15 protein-coding genes are annotated in these 17355 nt (G+C 44.9%); 6 read left to right on the plus strand and 9 right to left on the minus strand.

Annotation, left to right across the window (positions count from 1 at the left end; translation table 11 throughout):
* Position 1: 1 nt before the first annotated feature.
* The 8 genes from yacG to nadC form a co-directional block, all read right to left on the minus strand.
* Positions 2 to 199, minus strand: coding sequence for a DNA gyrase inhibitor YacG (gene yacG / locus AB6F11_RS18160; RefSeq protein WP_004735515.1), 198 nt, complete (start codon positions 197 to 199; stop codon positions 2 to 4).
* Between the two features lie 244 nt (positions 200 to 443).
* Positions 444 to 1184, minus strand: a complete 741-nt coding sequence (gene zapD, locus AB6F11_RS18165) for a cell division protein ZapD (RefSeq protein ID WP_017063237.1) — start codon at positions 1182 to 1184, stop codon at positions 444 to 446.
* 26 nt (positions 1185 to 1210) lie between these two features.
* Positions 1211 to 1825: a dephospho-CoA kinase gene (coaE, locus tag AB6F11_RS18170; protein ID WP_102394021.1), complete on the minus strand. Its 615-nt coding sequence runs from the start codon at positions 1823 to 1825 to the stop codon at positions 1211 to 1213.
* Between the two features lie 2 nt (positions 1826 to 1827).
* The gene (locus AB6F11_RS18175) at positions 1828 to 2697 is read right to left on the minus strand and encodes an A24 family peptidase (protein ID WP_017058945.1); all 870 of its coding nucleotides are present in this window, start codon (positions 2695 to 2697) and stop codon (positions 1828 to 1830) included.
* 67 nt (positions 2698 to 2764) lie between these two features.
* Positions 2765 to 3994, minus strand: coding sequence for a type II secretion system F family protein (locus AB6F11_RS18180; protein ID WP_017065898.1), 1230 nt, complete (start codon positions 3992 to 3994; stop codon positions 2765 to 2767).
* A gap of 15 nt (positions 3995 to 4009) precedes the next feature.
* Positions 4010 to 5695, minus strand: coding sequence for a type IV-A pilus assembly ATPase PilB (pilB, locus tag AB6F11_RS18185; protein WP_102394022.1), 1686 nt, complete (start codon positions 5693 to 5695; stop codon positions 4010 to 4012).
* Positions 5695 to 6159 (minus strand): pilin, encoded by a 465-nt coding sequence (locus tag AB6F11_RS18190; protein WP_102394023.1) that lies wholly within the window; start codon positions 6157 to 6159, stop codon positions 5695 to 5697. The genes pilB and AB6F11_RS18190 overlap by 1 nt, the downstream gene beginning before the upstream one ends.
* A gap of 253 nt (positions 6160 to 6412) precedes the next feature.
* Entirely contained in the window at positions 6413 to 7303 is an 891-nt protein-coding gene (gene nadC, locus AB6F11_RS18195) for a carboxylating nicotinate-nucleotide diphosphorylase (RefSeq protein WP_102394024.1), read from the minus strand.
* A gap of 83 nt (positions 7304 to 7386) precedes the next feature.
* Here nadC and ampD point away from each other — a divergent pair, with 83 nt between their 5' ends.
* The 5 genes from ampD to lpdA all read left to right on the plus strand — a co-directional run bounded on the left by ampD (position 7387) and on the right by lpdA (position 15581).
* Positions 7387 to 7986, plus strand: coding sequence for a 1,6-anhydro-N-acetylmuramyl-L-alanine amidase AmpD (gene ampD, locus AB6F11_RS18200; RefSeq protein WP_102394025.1), 600 nt, complete (start codon positions 7387 to 7389; stop codon positions 7984 to 7986).
* 482 nt (positions 7987 to 8468) lie between these two features.
* Positions 8469 to 9230: a pyruvate dehydrogenase complex transcriptional repressor PdhR gene (pdhR, locus tag AB6F11_RS18205; RefSeq protein ID WP_009847596.1), complete on the plus strand. Its 762-nt coding sequence runs from the start codon at positions 8469 to 8471 to the stop codon at positions 9228 to 9230.
* A 62-nt stretch (positions 9231 to 9292) separates the two neighbouring features.
* Positions 9293 to 11956, plus strand: coding sequence for a pyruvate dehydrogenase (acetyl-transferring), homodimeric type (aceE, locus tag AB6F11_RS18210; protein WP_017059442.1), 2664 nt, complete (start codon positions 9293 to 9295; stop codon positions 11954 to 11956).
* A 26-nt stretch (positions 11957 to 11982) separates the two neighbouring features.
* Entirely contained in the window at positions 11983 to 13908 is a 1926-nt protein-coding gene (gene aceF, locus AB6F11_RS18215; RefSeq protein ID WP_102394026.1) for a pyruvate dehydrogenase complex dihydrolipoyllysine-residue acetyltransferase, read from the plus strand.
* Positions 13909 to 14150: 242 nt separating this feature from the next.
* The gene (gene lpdA / locus AB6F11_RS18220) at positions 14151 to 15581 is read left to right on the plus strand and encodes a dihydrolipoyl dehydrogenase (protein ID WP_102394027.1); all 1431 of its coding nucleotides are present in this window, start codon (positions 14151 to 14153) and stop codon (positions 15579 to 15581) included.
* A 203-nt stretch (positions 15582 to 15784) separates the two neighbouring features.
* Here the strand turns inward: lpdA and AB6F11_RS18225 are convergent, their stop codons facing one another.
* Positions 15785 to 16390 carry a LuxR/HapR/OpaR family quorum-sensing transcriptional regulator gene (locus AB6F11_RS18225; protein WP_019824386.1) on the minus strand — a complete coding sequence of 202 codons (606 nt, stop codon included), beginning with the start codon at positions 16388 to 16390 and terminating at the stop codon, positions 15785 to 15787.
* A gap of 337 nt (positions 16391 to 16727) precedes the next feature.
* Here AB6F11_RS18225 and hpt point away from each other — a divergent pair, with 337 nt between their 5' ends.
* Positions 16728 to 17258 (plus strand): hypoxanthine phosphoribosyltransferase, encoded by a 531-nt coding sequence (hpt, locus tag AB6F11_RS18230; protein ID WP_017633235.1) that lies wholly within the window; start codon positions 16728 to 16730, stop codon positions 17256 to 17258.
* Positions 17259 to 17355: the final 97 nt, after the last annotated feature.

Consider the following 17355-nt stretch of genomic DNA (forward strand, 5'->3'; position numbering starts at 1 on the left):
CTTAGTGCGGATCTTCCGACCAACCATCGCTATCTGACATATCTGGTGCGCCAGCGATGCTGTTCTCTTCGTCTGCCCATTCACCGAAATCAATCATCTGACATTGCTTGCTGCAAAACGGGCGGTGCGGGCTTTGTTCGCCCCATTCAACGTCAGCATTACATTGAGGGCATTTAACGATGGTGATTTTCTTCGACATAGTGATTCTTAATTTGAAGGTGTAGTAATACCAATCGTAGTAAATAACTGGTCATCCTAGCTTGTTAAAACGCTCGATAACTTCGTTAGAAATTTTGATTGTAGAATAAATACTTATCGAAAATTTCTGTCTTGTTCTCAAGCCTTTTTCCTACGCTATTTATGAACACTTACTTACTGTGATTGGCATAAGAGTTCGTTTAGGCTCGAGTGAGGACTCAAGCCAAACTATAAAAGGAAATTAATTAGGTGCAGATTGCCAATTCAAATTCGATGTCTTGAGTACAGGCTTGCCCAGTTTCAAAGCTCATGAACTTAACAGCAAAGCGGTTCTTGTGACCGGAGATCATCGGGTAGGCACCGTATTGCATCGGAATAGAAAGACGAAGGATATTCGCTTCATCGGCATCGCTCTGGAAGAAGCCAGCACGAGCGATTTGCTCTTTGAAGTGACCCGTCTCTCTGGTGAGCTTCAACCACAGTGTTAGCGCTTCATACAGAGGCTGTAAGCTGTCCATCCAAGCTTTAGCATCTCGCATTCTCTTATCAAGAGGAAGGTGCAGCCAATAATGCAGTGCCGGTAAATCAAAGCAGCATGAGCCACCTGGAAGATTAAAGCGCTGGCGAATCGCACTCAGGAAGCGGTCTTCTTTAAGTGATTGGCCAAAACGTTCTGCCTGCATCAGATCACGATAGATGTTACCAATGTCATTAAGTAGTGATGTCAGCATCTCTTGATCGACACCTTCAACATCCAACCAGCTTTTGTAGGTTACACGTTGCTTCTCAATATCTTTTGCGAGTTCGCTCTTGAGTTGGATCTGTTCGAAGATTTCAATCAGATCAAAGATGGAACGGAAAAAGAGTTGATACTGTTGAGCATCGGAAAATGTAGAAGACAAGTGTAGCTGCCTCAAGAGCGATTCAACTCTTAAGTAGATTCTTGTTTTCTCATTTAGAGGATGTTCAAATTTATGGGTGATCATCAAGCAAACCTTCATTCAACATAGTTCTATTCTGACCCATCTACTGTACTGATTGCCAGATACTTTTGATGTAAATCTGTGATTTGAGGCAAAAGTTCTTGGTTTTTAGTATGGTTTTTAATCACGTCATCTGCAACCGCTAAGCGCTGTTCTCTTGAAGCTTGTGATTTTAAAATTGCGGCAACCTGTTCCTTCGAAACATTGTCACGACTCATTGTGCGTTCTATTTGCACTTCTGTAGGCACATCAACGATTAAAACGCGATCGGCCATGCCTTGCATTTGGTTTTCAACCAATAGCGGTGCGACTAATAAAGCATAAGGGGATGTGACTTTAGACAGGTCACTGTCAATTTTGTCGCGGATCATGGGATGAAGAAGATCATTGAGCCATTGTTTCTCTGTGGGATCCGAGAAGATTAACTCACGCAGCTTACTTCGGTTGAGTGCTCCATCTTCAAGTAAGATAGCTTCACCAAAATGGTCGGTAATCTGCTTTAAGCCGTCACTGCCCACTGCAACGACTTCGCGTGCAACGATATCAGCATCGACAATATCAATATTAAAATGCTCATTGAAGAGGTTAGCAACGGTGGTTTTTCCACTGGCGATACCACCGCTTAATCCGATAATGATTGCCATGGTTAAATTCCTAGTACAGAAGTGAAATACCAGCCCATGATGTCGTTGCCCCACATCAAGCTTACCCAACCCGCAATCGCAAGGTAGGGCCCAAATGGAAAGGCTTTATCTATGCCTTGCTGTTTCAAGCGAAGTTGAATCAAACCAAACACAAGGCCAACAAGCGAAGATAAAAGGATGATCATCGGTAGGTGCTGCCAACCAAGCCATGCGCCAAGCGCAGCCAGGAGTTTGAAGTCACCGTAACCCATGCCTTCTTTGCCTGTCAGTAGTTTGAACAACCAATAAACAGACCACAGAGCCAGGTAGCCAGCCATTGCGCCAACCACAGAATCTTGCAGCGATACTGGGCTGATATTAAACAGTGCTAAAGCGATACCGGACCATACTAAAGGCAAGGTGATTTGATCGGGTAACAGCATGGTATCGAGATCGATAAAGGTCGCGGTAATCAGTGCGAAGGTGAAAAAAATCAAAGCAATGGCGTAGTAACTGAAACCAAAGTGGCTAGCAACCATTGTGCAAAGTATTGCGGTAAGCAGTTCGACCAAAGGGTAGCGAGCACTGATTGGATTAGCACAGCTATGGCACTTACCCTTTAAGAACAACCAGCTTAAGACTGGGATATTGTCGACGATTCTTAATTGGGTTTTGCACTTCGGGCAGGTAGAGCGAGGAATGCTGAGGTTGAACTTTCCCTCTGGCGCTGGAATTTTATATTGAGAGAAATACTCCGAGCACTCTTGTTGCCACTCTCGTTCCATCATTATCGGTAAACGGTGTATGACTACGTTGAGGAAGCTGCCGATAAGAAGGCTAAAAATGAAAGCTAATACGGGGAATAGCCAAGGATAGTAGTGAAATACTTCCATAGTGTCCTTTACCACTTAATCAAGGTGAGCAGAGGTTGGCTGCTCATGGGTGTTTAGTTGCTTTTAACTATCCTAACACACTCATAAGATTAAAGATCGGTAAGTACATCGCGACAACAAGTCCGCCAACTACGGTGCCTAAAAATACGATGATCAGTGGCTCTAGAATCTTACCTAGGTTATCGACGGTGTTGTCTACTTCGAACTCGTAAATGGAGGCGACTTTATTGAGCATATCATCAAGATTTCCTGATTCTTCACCAATCATCACCATCTGCAAAACCATCTCTGGGAAGGCATTGGTATTGCGCATTGCAATGTACATCGGCATGCCAGCAGCCGTTTCTCGGTGAACCTCAATGATGGCCGATTCATAATGCAGGTTGCCTGCGGTTTTGGCTGTGGTTTTAAGGCTCATTAAAATCGGAATGCCAGAACTAAAGCTGGTTGATAAGGTTCGGCTGAATTTGGCAATAGAGGCTTTGGCTAATACGCCACCAAGAACAGGAAAGCGTAATCCTAGCCGACTAACAGACAGTTTGATCGAGTGGGAACGCTGACACAGTTGGTAAATAATCAGGACAACAAGCCCTATGCCTACGGCAGTATAAAAGCTGTAGGCCTGCATCCAATGGGAAAGATAAAGCACTTGCTGGGTGAACCAAGGTAAGTCTGCTCCGAAACCAGAAAACATCGATTCAAATTCAGGAATGACCATGGTCAGCATTAAGTAGGAAACGGTAAGGGCGACCGCTACAACCATTGCTGGGTAGATGAGAGCTTTTATAACCTTGGATTTTAGTTGCTCACTCTTTTCACGATAGGTCGCCAAGCGTTCAAATACTTGTGCAAGGTTGCCGGAGAGTTCGCCTGTCGCGACCAAGTCGGTATACAGATCATCAAAGTGGCGGCTTGCGGTTCGCATCGCTTTTGAAATAGGAGTGCCGGCTTCTACACCTTTGCAGATGTGCGATAAAATTGATTTCATTTCTGCTTTACGGTGATTGTCTGATACCAACTTTATCGCTTGTACGATAGGCACACCAGTAGCCAGCATCGTCGCAAGTTGCCGAGTTAAAATTGTGATGTCTTTGGCTTTGACGCGATGTGTTAAACGAGTGACGGCTGAAATACTTTTCTTTTTGATTTTCTTAATCTGAATATGCTGTTCTTTGAGCTTTTCTCGTACTTCCAATTCGGTGAGCGCTAACGTTTGCCCAGACACTTTCTTGCCTGAGCTGTTAATGCCTTTCCAGTGATAGCTTTTTAATTGTGATTGTTTGGACTTGCTACTCATTGGTGCTCCATTGGTTTATATGTACAGAACACGTTGCAGCTCTTGATAGCTGGTGGTGCCTTCAAGCAATTTATCTAGCCCCGACTCTTGCAGAGTTCTCATGCCTTCTCGGCGAGCCAAGTTTTCAATGGCCAACGCGTTCGGTTTGTCGATCAGGCTGCTTTTCAGTTGATCGCTAAACGGCATCACTTCATAGATACCCACTCGCCCCGAATAACCCTGGTTACACTCATTGCAACCTTTAGGACTCGCTTTGTAGATGGTTTGGCTGTTAGGAATGGAGTGACGCAGGAATATGTCTGGCGAGTCGTCATTTTCTTTGCAGTGGTTGCATAATCGTCTTGCCAGTCGCTGGGCGATAATCAAACTCAATGATGAAGCGAGGTTAAAGGGTTCTATCCCCATATGAGCGAGTCGAGTGACGGTTTCTGCGGCGGAGTTAGTGTGCAGTGTCGAAAGCACTAAATGACCGGTTTGCGAGGCTTTGATCGCGATCTCTGCGGTTTCCAAGTCGCGGATCTCTCCAACCATCACCACATCGGGATCTTGTCGTAAGAATGATCGCAGCGCTTCAGCAAATCCAAAGCCGATCTTAGGTGTCACTTGTACCTGATTGATACCACATAGGTTAATTTCCACCGGATCTTCAGCTGTTGAGATGTTGCGTTCAGTGGTGTTGAGCACTCGAAGGCCAGTATAAAGGGAGACCGTTTTTCCGCTGCCAGTTGGCCCTGTCATTAAGATCATCCCTTGTGGGCGTTTCAGGGCATTGAGGTAGAGGGCTTTTTGATCTTCGCTATAACCTAATTTATCGATATCGAGATTAGCCGCGCTGCTATCAAGCAGTCGCAGTACGATCTTTTCTCCCCATAAGGTTGGTAGTGTAGATACACGCATATCAATTGCTAGGTCGTCATTCAGGCGCAGTTTTATTCGTCCATCTTGAGGTAGGCGACGTTCGGCAATATCGAGTTTGGCGAGAATCTTTAAACGGGCTGATAGACGACGGCTTAAATGGGAAGCTGGCTGTTGAATCTCGACAAGGATGCCATCACAACGCAGTCGTACTCGGTAGTGCTCTTCATAAGGTTCGAAGTGGATATCTGATGCGCCCTTACGCACCGCATCGACCAGTATCTGATTGATAAAGCGGCTGACAGGGGAATCGTCTTGGCTGAGATCTTCAATCGACGCTATCTCGTCGTCAGACACTTCAACAAGATTGGCGAGTTCGTCTTGAGTTATCTCTTTGCGTTTGGAATCTTGCCCGGAAATCGAACGGCCATACAGCTTGCGTATAGCGCCTTCTAGTTCTGAGTAGTTGGCGACAACCAATTCGATCTGTAATCCCGTCGCAAATCGAAAGTCATCTTCCGCTTGTAAATCGGTCGGGTCAGCCGAGGCGAGCGTAAGAGTAGAACTAGAAACTGAAATCGGGATAGCACGATATTTAGTAATCAGTTCACGAAGCCCTAATTGGTCACATAAAACTTCATAATCAACATTGGCAAGTTGTACTAACGGTAAGCCGAAGATGGTTTTTATGTTGTTCGCTAAGGAATCGCCGCTGAAGAGCTCCAGAAAGAGCAAAGCTTCAGGTGTAGATACACCTGAAGCATGTATATGTTCCGCAACGGCTTGTTCTTGAGTCAGGCTAAGTAAGTTAGCTTGACGGAGAACGGTCGGAAGATTAGTTAGCACTATTTACAGTTTTTCGGTAACAAATCGTCAGTTACAGGAGTCGCTGCTGTTCCTTTACATTCCCACCCCCCATCTTGTGCTCTGGATAGCGCAAATTTCTTATTTACTAAAAGAGTGCTAACGCCTGCGCTAGCAAAAGTAAATGTAATTGTCCCCACTCCAGCTGAACTTCCTTTAGCAAATGCTATCGTTCCTGATGGGATTGATGATGGGACTCCGAGAGCATCTTCGGTCTGCCCACTAGTAGAACCATCTGGGAAGCTACCATTTTCGACAGAATAAGCCTCAACATTTGTTTTTACTCCTGTTGCTGTGGCAAGAGCGGAAGCAACTTCAGCTTTTGCTACGTACTTTTGATATTGAGGAATTGCAATCGCAGATAATACGCCGATTACAGCCACTACAATCATCAATTCAATTAGCGTAAAGCCTTTCTGGTTCGTTCTTTTGTTCTTGTTATTCATTGTCTAATTCCATTGTTTAGTTTGTTTCAGTGCAGCTACTGGTTGATGGAAAGAATAGAAGTTGAGATGGAGTAGTGGAATGGTGTTCAGGTGCGGTCGCGAGTGGTTTGGTATTTATTGGTGTAGTGTTTCATATAGTAGGCAAATTTATGCGATCAACTTAAATAACTGCTTGAAATACTGATAATTCAGGCAATAAAAAAGGCACCGTTATCAACAGTGCCTTTACAGAAATTAATTATTATTCAGTCAATTACGCTTTGAATCTCATTGATAGATCCATTGCTTTTAGGTGCTTAGTTAGTGCGCCTACCGAGATGTAATCAACGCCTGTTTCAGCGAACTCTGCAATGGTATCTAAAGTTACGTTACCAGAGTTTTCTAGCGCAGCACGTCCTGCGTTGATTTTCACAGCTTCACGCATCATGTCTGTAGTGAAGTTGTCTAGCATGATGATGTCTGCGCCAGCGCTGATCGCTTGCTCTAACTCTTCTAGGCTTTCGGTTTCAACTTCTACTGGTTTACCTGGATTCAGCTCTTTTGCAGTAGAGATAGCTTTCTCAATACCACCACAAGCGATGATGTGGTTTTCTTTGATTAGGTAAGCATCGAACACACCAATACGGTGGTTGAAACCGCCACCACAAGCCACCGCGTATTTCAGTGCGCTGCGTAGGCCCGGAATCGTTTTACGAGTATCTAACAAGCGGCATTCAGTGTGTTTGATTTTGTCTGCGTAGATAGCTGTTGTAGTCGCACAGCCAGATAGCGTTTGAATGAAGTTCATTGCGTTGCGCTCACCGGTTAATAGCGCGCGTGCTGGGCCAGTTAGCGTACAAAGTGCTTGGTTTGGTTCAACCTTGTTGCCATCTTCTACATTCCACTCGATAGTCACTTCACCGCCCAATTGCTTAAACACTTCATCAGCCCAAGCTTTACCGCAGAACACGCCGTGCTCACGGGTAATGATGGTTGCACTGTTGATTGCGTCTGCAGGGATTAGACTTGCCGTAATATCAGCCGCTGGATCTAACGTTCCACCTAGATCTTCTTTGATGGTCTCAGCGACTGCACGAGTGATCTCTAGAGGCAGTTGCTCTTTTAAGTAGTCAAGGCGTTGGTGGCTGTTATGTGTGTTTTTCATCGCAAATCTAATCTTGAAAGGGAGTGGGAATGGAATGATACTCTTGCTTAACTTCAAATTAAAGAGGCTAGCGCGACTGCTCTATGGGCAAGGTCACATCTTATTGTGCTAGCAGAAACGAAAGTGAGACCAAGATGACGATCAGCTCTAACGGATGGTACGACAACGCTCGGCATGTTCCTTCCCCGTATTTTGATGCTCGACCGAGTGCCGACGATATCTCTCTGCTGGTGGTTCACAACATTAGCTTGCCTCCGGGTCAATTTGGTGGACCTTACATAGAACAGTTTTTCACGGGCAAGCTAGACCCGTCGGAACACCCGTTTTTTCAGGTGATTCACCAAATGGGCGTATCGGCGCACTGTTTGATTCGTCGCGATGGGGAAGTGGTGCAGTTCGTTTCTTTCTTAGACCGAGCTTGGCATGCTGGCCAGTCGAGCTTTGCAGGGCGTGAAAGGTGTAATGATTATTCGATTGGTATTGAACTGGAAGGCAGTGACTTTGTGGCTTATAGCGAGCAGCAGTATCAAGCGCTTGCCAAATTAACAGAAACGATAGTATCGACGTTTCCTCAAATCACCAGCGAGCGTATCACCGGCCATCAATACATAGCGCCTCTGCGTAAAACTGACCCTGGCTTGGTGTTCGATTGGCAGAAGTTTAAAAAAAATCTCAAAGTTTAAGCCTCCGTTTTTGACGATGGCCTTACCGCTGGTGGGCGTTGAATAGTCACGCCTGGCATAATGACTTGTGAATTTTTGTTGTTGTGATGTAAAGAAAGTGGTGAAGAGAAGCGCATCAATAAATTGAGAGTGTGACGAGCTTATCAAACACTCATTTATTAAAACTTATGAACAGAATTTCCACCCTAAATGTGCGCTTGGTTCGATTTTTAAACAAGTGACGCTAATCTTTCTGAAACAATTCATTTTTATCCTGAAACTTTCTAGCACGAACACTCCCCAAAAGTATTACCCCTGTAAATGGTAAGACCAATTTGGTTGCTGTTTTAAATTTCATTTGTTAAATCACGGTTAATTCACGCTGTATTCTATGATGCAGGTCAATTTTAGGCTGGACAGTGGCGTTTTAATTATGTTAATTTCTGCCCAACTTAAAATTGGTATTACCAATTGTCAGCGAAGAAAAAGAAGAACAACAAACTATGGCTTATCAAAGGATTCGTCAGCCAAAACTCTCCGATGTTATCGAACAAGAGTTAGAAAGGTTGATAGTGGAAGGAACACTGGCTCCAGGGCAGCAGCTGCCGCCTGAGCGCGAACTGGCGAAACAGTTCGATGTGTCTCGTCCTTCGATCCGAGAAGCGATACAACGTTTAGAAGCAAAACGCTTGCTTACTCGCCGTCAAGGTGGAGGTACGTTTGTTAGCGAAAATATCTGGAAAAGCTTTTCAGATCCTTTGCTTAATTTGTTGTCGTCCCATTCTGAAACCCAGCTAGACTTGTTGGAATCGCGTCATGCGATGGAAGGGATTTCGGCTTACTTCGCGGCATTGCGTGGAACTGATGAAGACTTTGCTCGAATTCAAGCATGCCAAGAAAAAATTCGCGGTGCGCAAGATAAGGGTGATATTGAAGCCGAATCTGCAGCAGTGATGGCTTTTCTTATTGCTTTAACAGAGGCAGCACACAATGTGGTGTTATTGCACATTGTTCGTAGCTTGGCTCCGTTACTCGAACAAAACGTCTTAGAAAATTTAAAGCTGTTGCATCGTCGTAAAGACGTTGTGGAGAAAGTGAGTATACATCGAGCTAATATTGTGGATGCGATCGTTTCAGGACAGCCAGAACAGGCACGTGAAATGTCACACTCTCATTTAGCTTACATCGAAGAAACATTGATGGATTTGACCAAAGAAGAGTCGCGTCGCGAACGTTCTTTACGTCGAATTCAACAGGGTAAATAGCCGTAATACTTCGGCTATTTACGTGTTTAGTAGAATCCAACTAACAAAAAGGATAGATCGCCATGTCTGACATGAAGCATGACGTTGATGCTCTGGAAACTCAAGATTGGTTAGAAGCTCTTGAGTCAGTAGTACGTGAAGAAGGTGTAGAACGTGCACAGTTTTTACTAGAACAAGTTCTAGATAAAGCGCGTTTAGATGGTGTTGATATGGCTACAGGCATCAACACAAACTACATCAACACAATTCCAGCAGCACAAGAGCCAGCTTACCCTGGTGACGTAACTCTTGAGCGTCGTATTCGTTCGATTATTCGCTGGAACGCAATCATGATCGTATTGCGTGCTTCTAAGAAAGACCTAGACCTTGGTGGTCACATGGCTTCTTACCAGTCAGCAGCAGCGTTCTACGAAGTATGTTTCAACCACTTCTTCCGTGCTCCAAACGAGACAGACGGTGGCGATCTAGTTTACTACCAAGGTCACATCTCTCCAGGTATCTACTCTCGTGCATTCGTTGAAGGTCGTCTAACTGAAGAACAGCTAGATAACTTCCGTCAAGAAGTTGATGGTAAAGGTATCCCTTCTTACCCGCACCCGAAACTGATGCCTGAGTTCTGGCAGTTCCCGACAGTATCTATGGGTCTTGGCCCTATCTCTGCTATCTACCAAGCGCGCTTCCTTAAGTACCTTGACGGCCGTGGCCTGAAAGAAACTTCAGCGCAACGCGTATACGCGTTCCTAGGTGACGGTGAGATGGATGAGCCAGAATCACGTGGTGCTATCTCTTTCGCTGCGCGTGAGAAGCTAGACAACCTATGTTTCCTAATCAACTGTAACCTACAGCGTCTAGACGGCCCTGTAATGGGTAACGGTAGCATCATCCAAGAACTTGAAGGCCTATTCAAAGGCGCAGGTTGGAATGTTGTTAAAGTTATCTGGGGTAGCAACTGGGATTCTCTACTAGCTAAAGACACTACTGGTAAGCTTCTTCAACTAATGAACGAAACTATCGATGGTGACTACCAAACATTCAAATCTAAAGATGGCGCATACGTACGTGAGCACTTCTTTGGTAAGTACCCAGAAACAGCTGCACTAGTTGCAGACATGACTGATGACGAAATCTTCGCTCTTAAGCGTGGTGGTCACGATTCTTCTAAACTGTTTGCTGCATTCAACAATGCAAAAGAGACAAACGGTAAGCCAACTGTAATCCTAGCTAAGACTGTTAAAGGTTACGGCATGGGTGATGCAGCGGAAGGTAAGAACATTGCACACGGTGTTAAGAAAATGGACATGACTCATGTTCAACACCTACGTGATCGCCTAGGCCTAGAAGACATCCTTTCAGATGAGAAGATCGCTGAACTTCCTTACCTGAAACTGGAAGAAGGTACGCCTGAGTACGAATACATGCACGCTCGTCGTAACGCTCTACACGGTTACACACCTGCACGTCTTCCTAAGTTTACTCAAGAGTTCAAGGTTCCTGAGCTAGACGCATTCGCACCTCTACTAGGTGAACAGAAGCGTGATATCTCTACAACTATGGCTTATGTACGTACGCTAAACATCCTTCTTAAAGATAAGAACATTGGTAAGAACATCGTTCCTATCATCTGTGATGAAGCTCGTACATTCGGTATGGAAGGTCTATTCCGTCAGGTTGGTATCTACAACCCACACGGCCAAGAATACACACCTGAAGATAAAGGCATCGTTTCTTACTACAAAGAAGCAACGTCTGGTCAAGTTCTTCAAGAAGGTATCAACGAACTAGGTTCTATGGCTTCATGGGTTGCAGCGGCAACTTCATACAGCACAAACGATCTACCGATGATCCCGTTCTACATCTACTACTCAATGTTCGGTTTCCAACGTATTGGTGACATGGCATGGCTAGCAGGCGACCAACAAGCTCGTGGCTTCCTACTAGGTGCTACTGCTGGTCGTACAACACTGAACGGTGAAGGTCTACAGCACGAAGATGGTCACTCGCACATTCAAGCGAACACTATCCCGAACTGTATCTCTTACGACCCAACGTTTGCTTACGAGCTAGCGGTAATCATGCAAGACGGTATCCGTCGCATGTACGGTCCTGAACAAGAGAACGTTTACTACTACCTAACAGTAATGAACGAGAACTACGCAATGCCAGCAATGCCAGAAGGCGCTGAAGAAGGCATCCGTAAAGGTATCTACAAGCTTGAATCTCACGCTGGTGCTAAGGGCAAAGTTCAACTAATGAGCTCTGGTACTATCATGAACGAAGCGCGTAAAGCAGCTGAAATTCTAAGCGAAGAGTACGGTGTAGCATCTGACGTATTCTCTGTAACGTCGTTCAACGAACTAACTCGTGACGGCCAAGCGGTAGAGCGTGACAACATGCTTCACCCAGAAGCTGAAGAGAAAGTACCGTACATCACGACTGTTCTTGGTAAAGAACCTGCAATCGCAGTGACTGACTACATGAAGAACTACGCTGAGCAAGTACGTGCGTACATGCCAACTGAGTCTTACAAAGTACTTGGTACAGATGGTTTCGGCCGTTCTGACAGCCGTGCAAACCTACGTCGTCACTTCGAAGTTAACGCTGGCTACATCGTAGTTGCAGCTCTAACTGAACTGGCTAAACGTGGTGACATCGAGAAATCTGTAGTTGTTGAAGCAATTGCTAAATTCGATATCGACACTGAAAAAACTAACCCGCAATACGCATAAGACTGGCATTAAGGTAGGTAAATACAATGACAATCGAAATTAATGTACCAGACATCGGTGCTGACGAGGTTGAAGTAACTGAGATTCTTGTAAACGTTGGCGACAAGGTTGAAGAAGAGCAGTCACTGATCACTGTTGAAGGCGACAAAGCTTCAATGGAAGTTCCTGCGTCTCAAGCGGGTATCGTTAAAGAAATCAAAGTAGCAGAAGGCGATTCTGTTTCTACTGGTTCTCTTATCATGATCTTTGAAGAGGCAGGCTCTCCTGCGGAAGGTGCTGCAGCAGCACCGACTGCTCCAGCAGTTGAAGCGGCGGCACCAGTTGCAGCTGCTCCTGCTGCGGCAGCTGAGCTTAAAGAAGTTCACGTTCCTGACATCGGCGGTGATGAAGTTGAAGTAACTGAAATCATGGTTGCTATCGGTGACGCAGTAGAAGAAGAGCAATCTCTTCTTACTGTTGAAGGTGACAAGGCTTCAATGGAAGTTCCTGCACCATTCGCTGGTATCGTTAAAGAAATCAAGATCGCTTCTGGTGACTCAGTATCGACTGGTTCTCTAGTAATGATTTTCTCTGTAGAAACAGGTGAAGTAGCGGGCTCTGGCGCTCCAGTTGCAGCAGCTCCTGCTCCAGCGGCGGCACCAGTTGCAGCGGCTCCAGCAGCATCAGCTGAAAAAGAAGTAAACGTTCCTGATATCGGTGGTGACGAAGTAGAAGTTACTGAAATCATGGTAGCGGTTGGCGATACAGTAGAAGAAGAGCAATCTCTAATTACTGTTGAAGGCGACAAAGCTTCAATGGAAGTTCCTGCACCATTCGCTGGTACAGTAAAAGAGATCAAGATTGCAGCTGGCGACAAAGTGTCAACTGGCTCTCTGATCATGACTTTCGTTGTTGAAGGCGCAGCGCCTGCTCCTGTTGCAGCACCTGCACAAGCAGCAGCTCCAGCGGCGGCACCTGCTCCTAAAGCAGAAGCACCTGCAGCGGCTCCAGCAGCAGCTGGCGACTTCCAAGAGAACGGTGACTACGCGCACGCTTCTCCAGTAGTTCGTCGTCTAGCTCGTGAATTTGGCGTTAACCTTTCTAAGGTTAAAGGTACTGGTCGTAAGAGCCGTATCCTTAAAGAAGACGTTCAGTCTTACGTTAAAGATGCACTTAAGCGTCTTGAGTCTGGTGCTGCGGCATCTGGCAAAGGCGGCGACGGTTCTGCTCTTGGTCTACTACCATGGCCAAAAGTTGACTTCAGCAAGTTCGGCGAAACTGAAGTTCAGAAGCTTTCTAAGATTAAGAAGATCTCTGGCGCTAACCTGCACCGTAACTGGGTAATGATCCCTCACGTTACACAGTGGGACAACGCAGACATCACTGAGCTAGAAGCATTCCGTAAAGAACAGAACGCAATCGAAGCGAAGAAAGACACTGGCATGAAGATCACTCCACTTGTGTTCATCATGAAAGCTGTCGCTAAAGCGCTAGAAGCATTCCCAGCGTTTAACTCTTCTCTTTCTGAAGATGGCGAAAGCATCATTCTTAAGAAGTACGTAAACGTGGGTATCGCTGTTGATACACCAAACGGTCTAGTTGTTCCTGTTTTCAAAGACGTGAACAAGAAAGGCATTTACGAGCTATCTGAAGAGCTAATGGCTGTTTCTAAGAAAGCACGTTCTGGTAAGCTAACAGCGGCAGACATGCAAGGCGGTTGTTTCACAATCTCTAGCCTTGGTGGTATTGGCGGTACTGCATTTACTCCAATCGTAAATGCTCCAGAAGTAGGTATCCTAGGTGTATCTAAGTCTGAAATTAAGCCAGTTTGGAATGGTAAAGAGTTCCAACCACGTCTACAGCTTCCACTGTCTCTATCATACGACCACCGTGTGATCGATGGTGCTGAAGGTGCACGCTTCATTACTTTCCTAAACAGCGCACTATCTGACATTCGTCGTCTAGTACTGTAATTGAGAAAGTAATTATTAAGGTGACTTTCGGGTCACCTTAATTCTTTATATAAAGACTATTTTTAGAGAACAGTTTCCTGCATTTCTCATAATCTGATAGGGAATTGTTGTCTAGCTCACAGGCTAACTTAAAGCTACTTTCACACTGTTAACATCTCTGTAAAATGTTTCCTGTTTGAAAGCCCAATAATTTTAAGAACATCTACTCAGCCTGTTAGGGATAATGACTACAAGAGGTCACAATGAGCAAAGAAATTAAAGCCCAAGTTGTTGTACTTGGTTCAGGTCCTGCTGGTTACTCAGCGGCATTCCGTTGTGCGGATTTAGGTCTAGAAACAGTACTAGTTGAACGTTACAGCACTCTTGGTGGTGTATGTCTAAACGTTGGTTGTATTCCATCAAAAGCACTTCTTCACGTTTCTAAAGTAATTGAAGAAGCTAAAGCGATGGCAGAGCACGGCGTTGTATTCGGCGAGCCACAAACGGACATCAACAAGATCCGTATCTGGAAAGAAAAAGTAGTTGATCAACTAACTGGCGGTCTTGGCGGTATGGCTAAGATGCGTAACGTTACTGTTGTTAACGGTTTCGGTAAGTTCACTGGTCCTAACAGCATTCTTGTTGAAGGCGAAGGCGAAGCAACAACTGTTAACTTCGACAACGCAATCATTGCTGCGGGTTCTCGCCCAATCAAACTTCCTTTCATCCCACATGAAGACCCACGTATTTGGGATTCTACGGATGCACTAGAACTAAACGAAGTACCTGAAAAACTGCTTATCATGGGCGGCGGTATCATTGGTCTTGAGATGGGTACGGTTTACCACTCTCTAGGTTCTAAAGTTGAAGTTGTAGAGATGTTCGATCAAGTTATCCCTGCTGCGGATAAAGACATCGTTAAAGTTTTCACTAAGCGCATTAAGAACAAGTTCAAGCTAATGCTTGAAACTAAAGTGACTGCTGTTGAAGCGAAAGAAGACGGTATCTACGTTTCAATGGAAGGCAAAAAAGCACCAGCTGAAGCTGAGCGCTACGATGCTGTTCTTGTTGCTATCGGTCGTGTTCCAAACGGTGCACTTATCGACGCTGAAAAAGCGGGTATCGAAGTTGATGAGCGTGGCTTCATCAATGTTGATAAGCAAATGCGTACTAACGTTCCTCACATCCACGCGATCGGTGACGTTGTTGGTCAACCAATGCTTGCTCACAAAGGTGTGCATGAAGGTCACGTAGCTGCTGAAGTTATCTCTGGTAAGAAGCACTACTTCGACCCTAAAGTAATCCCATCAATTGCGTACACTGAGCCAGAAGTTGCTTGGGTAGGTAAGACTGAGAAAGAAGCGAAAGCGGAAGGCCTAAACTACGAAGTGGCGACTTTCCCTTGGGCTGCTTCTGGTCGTGCAATCGCTTCTGACTGTGCAGATGGTATGACTAAGATGATCTTCGATAAAGATACTCATCGCGTAATCGGTGGTGCTGTTGTTGGTACTAACGGTGGTGAGCTTCTTGGTGAAATCGGCCTAGCAATCGAAATGGGTTGTGACGCAGAAGATATCGCTCTTACTATCCACGCTCACCCAACTCTACACGAGTCTGTTGGTCTAGCTGCGGAAGTATTCGAAGGTTCAATCACTGACCTTCCAAACAAAAAAGCAGTGAAAAAGAAGAAGTAATTCTTTCTTAGTCACTCGCTAATGTTTTTAAAAGCCGCTGATTTGTCAGCGGCTTTTTTATGTCTGAAGTAAGTCGCAGGAACGTTTCACTCCGAGATGCGAGTACGCTGCGCTCCGGGATACGAAGAGCGAGTGCTAAAAACAAAAAAGGATTGACGCAATACGCCAATCCCTAAGTTTTTTTCGAAGACCGAATTTCAAATCTACTTATAAATGCACAGCATGTTCAAGTAGCTATCCGTTAAGCTTGAAAGCTCTTCTGGCGTTTCTACACGTTTCGCTTGGATGAATAGCGAGTAGCAAATGCCGTGGAATAGATTCGCTAGATGTTTAGGGTCGTGATCGTCACAGACTTCGCCGCGTTCAATCGCTTTGCTAAACATGTTTTGTACTAACATTTGGTTAGTGCGGTTCGTTGTTACGAATAGCGGCCATACTTCATCACGAGTCGAAGCGCTCCATTCGAACCATACATTTAACCAATGGCTATCTTGAGCCACTAACGTCACCATTTCAGTCGCAATATTATGTAGGTTTTGTTTTGCGTGAATATCTAGATCGATATTGTCTGAAAGGAAGTTTGAGAATTGACGGACAACATGATTAAGCACTTCATCAACCAGATCTTCACGAGTAGGGAAGTAGTTAAATACTGTTGCTACTGATACCTGAGCGATATCTGCAATGTCAGCGTGACCACCACGGCCAATGCCGCGACGAGAGAACACTTCAAGCGCGATTTCCATCAGCTGAAGTTTTCTTTTTAAAGGTGAAAGCCTAGTTCTAGGTCTCTTAGAGATTGAGTCCATTTTATTTTCCTTGCCAACGATTTTTTTATATTAATGATTTTATTATTATTTAAGCCAAGATGAGTGTAATGGTGCATATGCGAATGGTCAATCCTTTCAGCTTGTTTTATAGACAGTTACATCAAACTTGATACATAAAGCGTGATCAGCATTGATGTGAAAGGAGACGAGTATTGGATAAGGCACCAGCGCACATTTCGTTGAGAATCTGACAGTAAATTCGAACCATAAGGTGGTGTGGGTATTTGAGCAGTGCTAGACTTACGCACAAAATTGAGCGACACAACTGACGAAACTGTCAACATTCGTCGCAATCACCAAATAGAATGAGAGCAGTATGAAGCATACAGTTGAAGTCATGATCTCTGAGCAAGAAGTTCAGGATCGAGTGAACGAACTAGGCAAACAGATCACGGAGCACTACAAAGGTAGTGAAGATCTAGTTTTAGTTGGCTTATTGCGTGGATCTTTTGTCTTTATGGCAGATCTTGCTCGTGCTATCGATTTAACTCACCAAGTTGATTTCATGACCGCGTCTAGCTACGGCAACGGCATGGAAAGCTCACGTGATGTTCGTATTTTGAAAGACCTTGATGATGATATCCAAGGTAAAGACGTTCTACTTGTAGAGGATATTATCGATACAGGTAATACGCTGACTAAAGTAAAAGAGATTCTGAGCCTACGTGGTCCTAAGTCTATCGAAATTTGTACGCTATTAGACAAGCCTTCTCGCCGTGAAGTGACTGTCGATACAAAATGGATTGGTTTTGAGATCCCAGACGAGTTTGTTGTTGGTGTTGGTATCGACTACGCACAAAAATATCGTCACCTACCGTACATCGGTAAGGTAGTACCTCAAGAGTAATCATTACGCTTGTGGTTTAGAAGTCATTAAAAAGCCCGCTTGATGAACTGACCCCCAATAGTTGGACACCAATTATTGGGGGTCTTTTTATGTCCAA

Source organism: Vibrio sp. 10N.247.311.14 (assembly GCF_041467715.1).
GTDB lineage: Bacteria > Pseudomonadota > Gammaproteobacteria > Enterobacterales > Vibrionaceae > Vibrio > Vibrio crassostreae_C.

What these genes read in the sequence shown, in the direction of transcription:
- yacG (WP_004735515.1), bottom strand. Translation starts at nt 199, where the DNA reads ATGTCGAAGAAAATCACCATCGTTAAATGCCCTCAATGTAATGCTGAC.
- zapD (WP_017063237.1), bottom strand. Translation starts at nt 1,184, where the DNA reads ATGATCACCCATAAATTTGAACATCCTCTAAATGAGAAAACAAGAATC.
- coaE (WP_102394021.1), bottom strand. Translation starts at nt 1,825, where the DNA reads ATGGCAATCATTATCGGATTAAGCGGTGGTATCGCCAGTGGAAAAACC.
- AB6F11_RS18175 (WP_017058945.1), bottom strand. Translation starts at nt 2,697, where the DNA reads ATGGAAGTATTTCACTACTATCCTTGGCTATTCCCCGTATTAGCTTTC.
- AB6F11_RS18180 (WP_017065898.1), bottom strand. Translation starts at nt 3,994, where the DNA reads ATGAGTAGCAAGTCCAAACAATCACAATTAAAAAGCTATCACTGGAAA.
- AB6F11_RS18190 (WP_102394023.1), bottom strand. Translation starts at nt 6,159, where the DNA reads ATGAATAACAAGAACAAAAGAACGAACCAGAAAGGCTTTACGCTAATT.
- nadC (WP_102394024.1), bottom strand. Translation starts at nt 7,303, where the DNA reads ATGAAAAACACACATAACAGCCACCAACGCCTTGACTACTTAAAAGAG.
- ampD (WP_102394025.1), top strand. Translation starts at nt 7,387, where the DNA reads ATGGGCAAGGTCACATCTTATTGTGCTAGCAGAAACGAAAGTGAGACC.
- pdhR (WP_009847596.1), top strand. Translation starts at nt 8,469, where the DNA reads ATGGCTTATCAAAGGATTCGTCAGCCAAAACTCTCCGATGTTATCGAA.
- aceE (WP_017059442.1), top strand. Translation starts at nt 9,293, where the DNA reads ATGTCTGACATGAAGCATGACGTTGATGCTCTGGAAACTCAAGATTGG.
- aceF (WP_102394026.1), top strand. Translation starts at nt 11,983, where the DNA reads ATGACAATCGAAATTAATGTACCAGACATCGGTGCTGACGAGGTTGAA.
- lpdA (WP_102394027.1), top strand. Translation starts at nt 14,151, where the DNA reads ATGAGCAAAGAAATTAAAGCCCAAGTTGTTGTACTTGGTTCAGGTCCT.
- AB6F11_RS18225 (WP_019824386.1), bottom strand. Translation starts at nt 16,390, where the DNA reads ATGGACTCAATCTCTAAGAGACCTAGAACTAGGCTTTCACCTTTAAAA.
- hpt (WP_017633235.1), top strand. Translation starts at nt 16,728, where the DNA reads ATGAAGCATACAGTTGAAGTCATGATCTCTGAGCAAGAAGTTCAGGAT.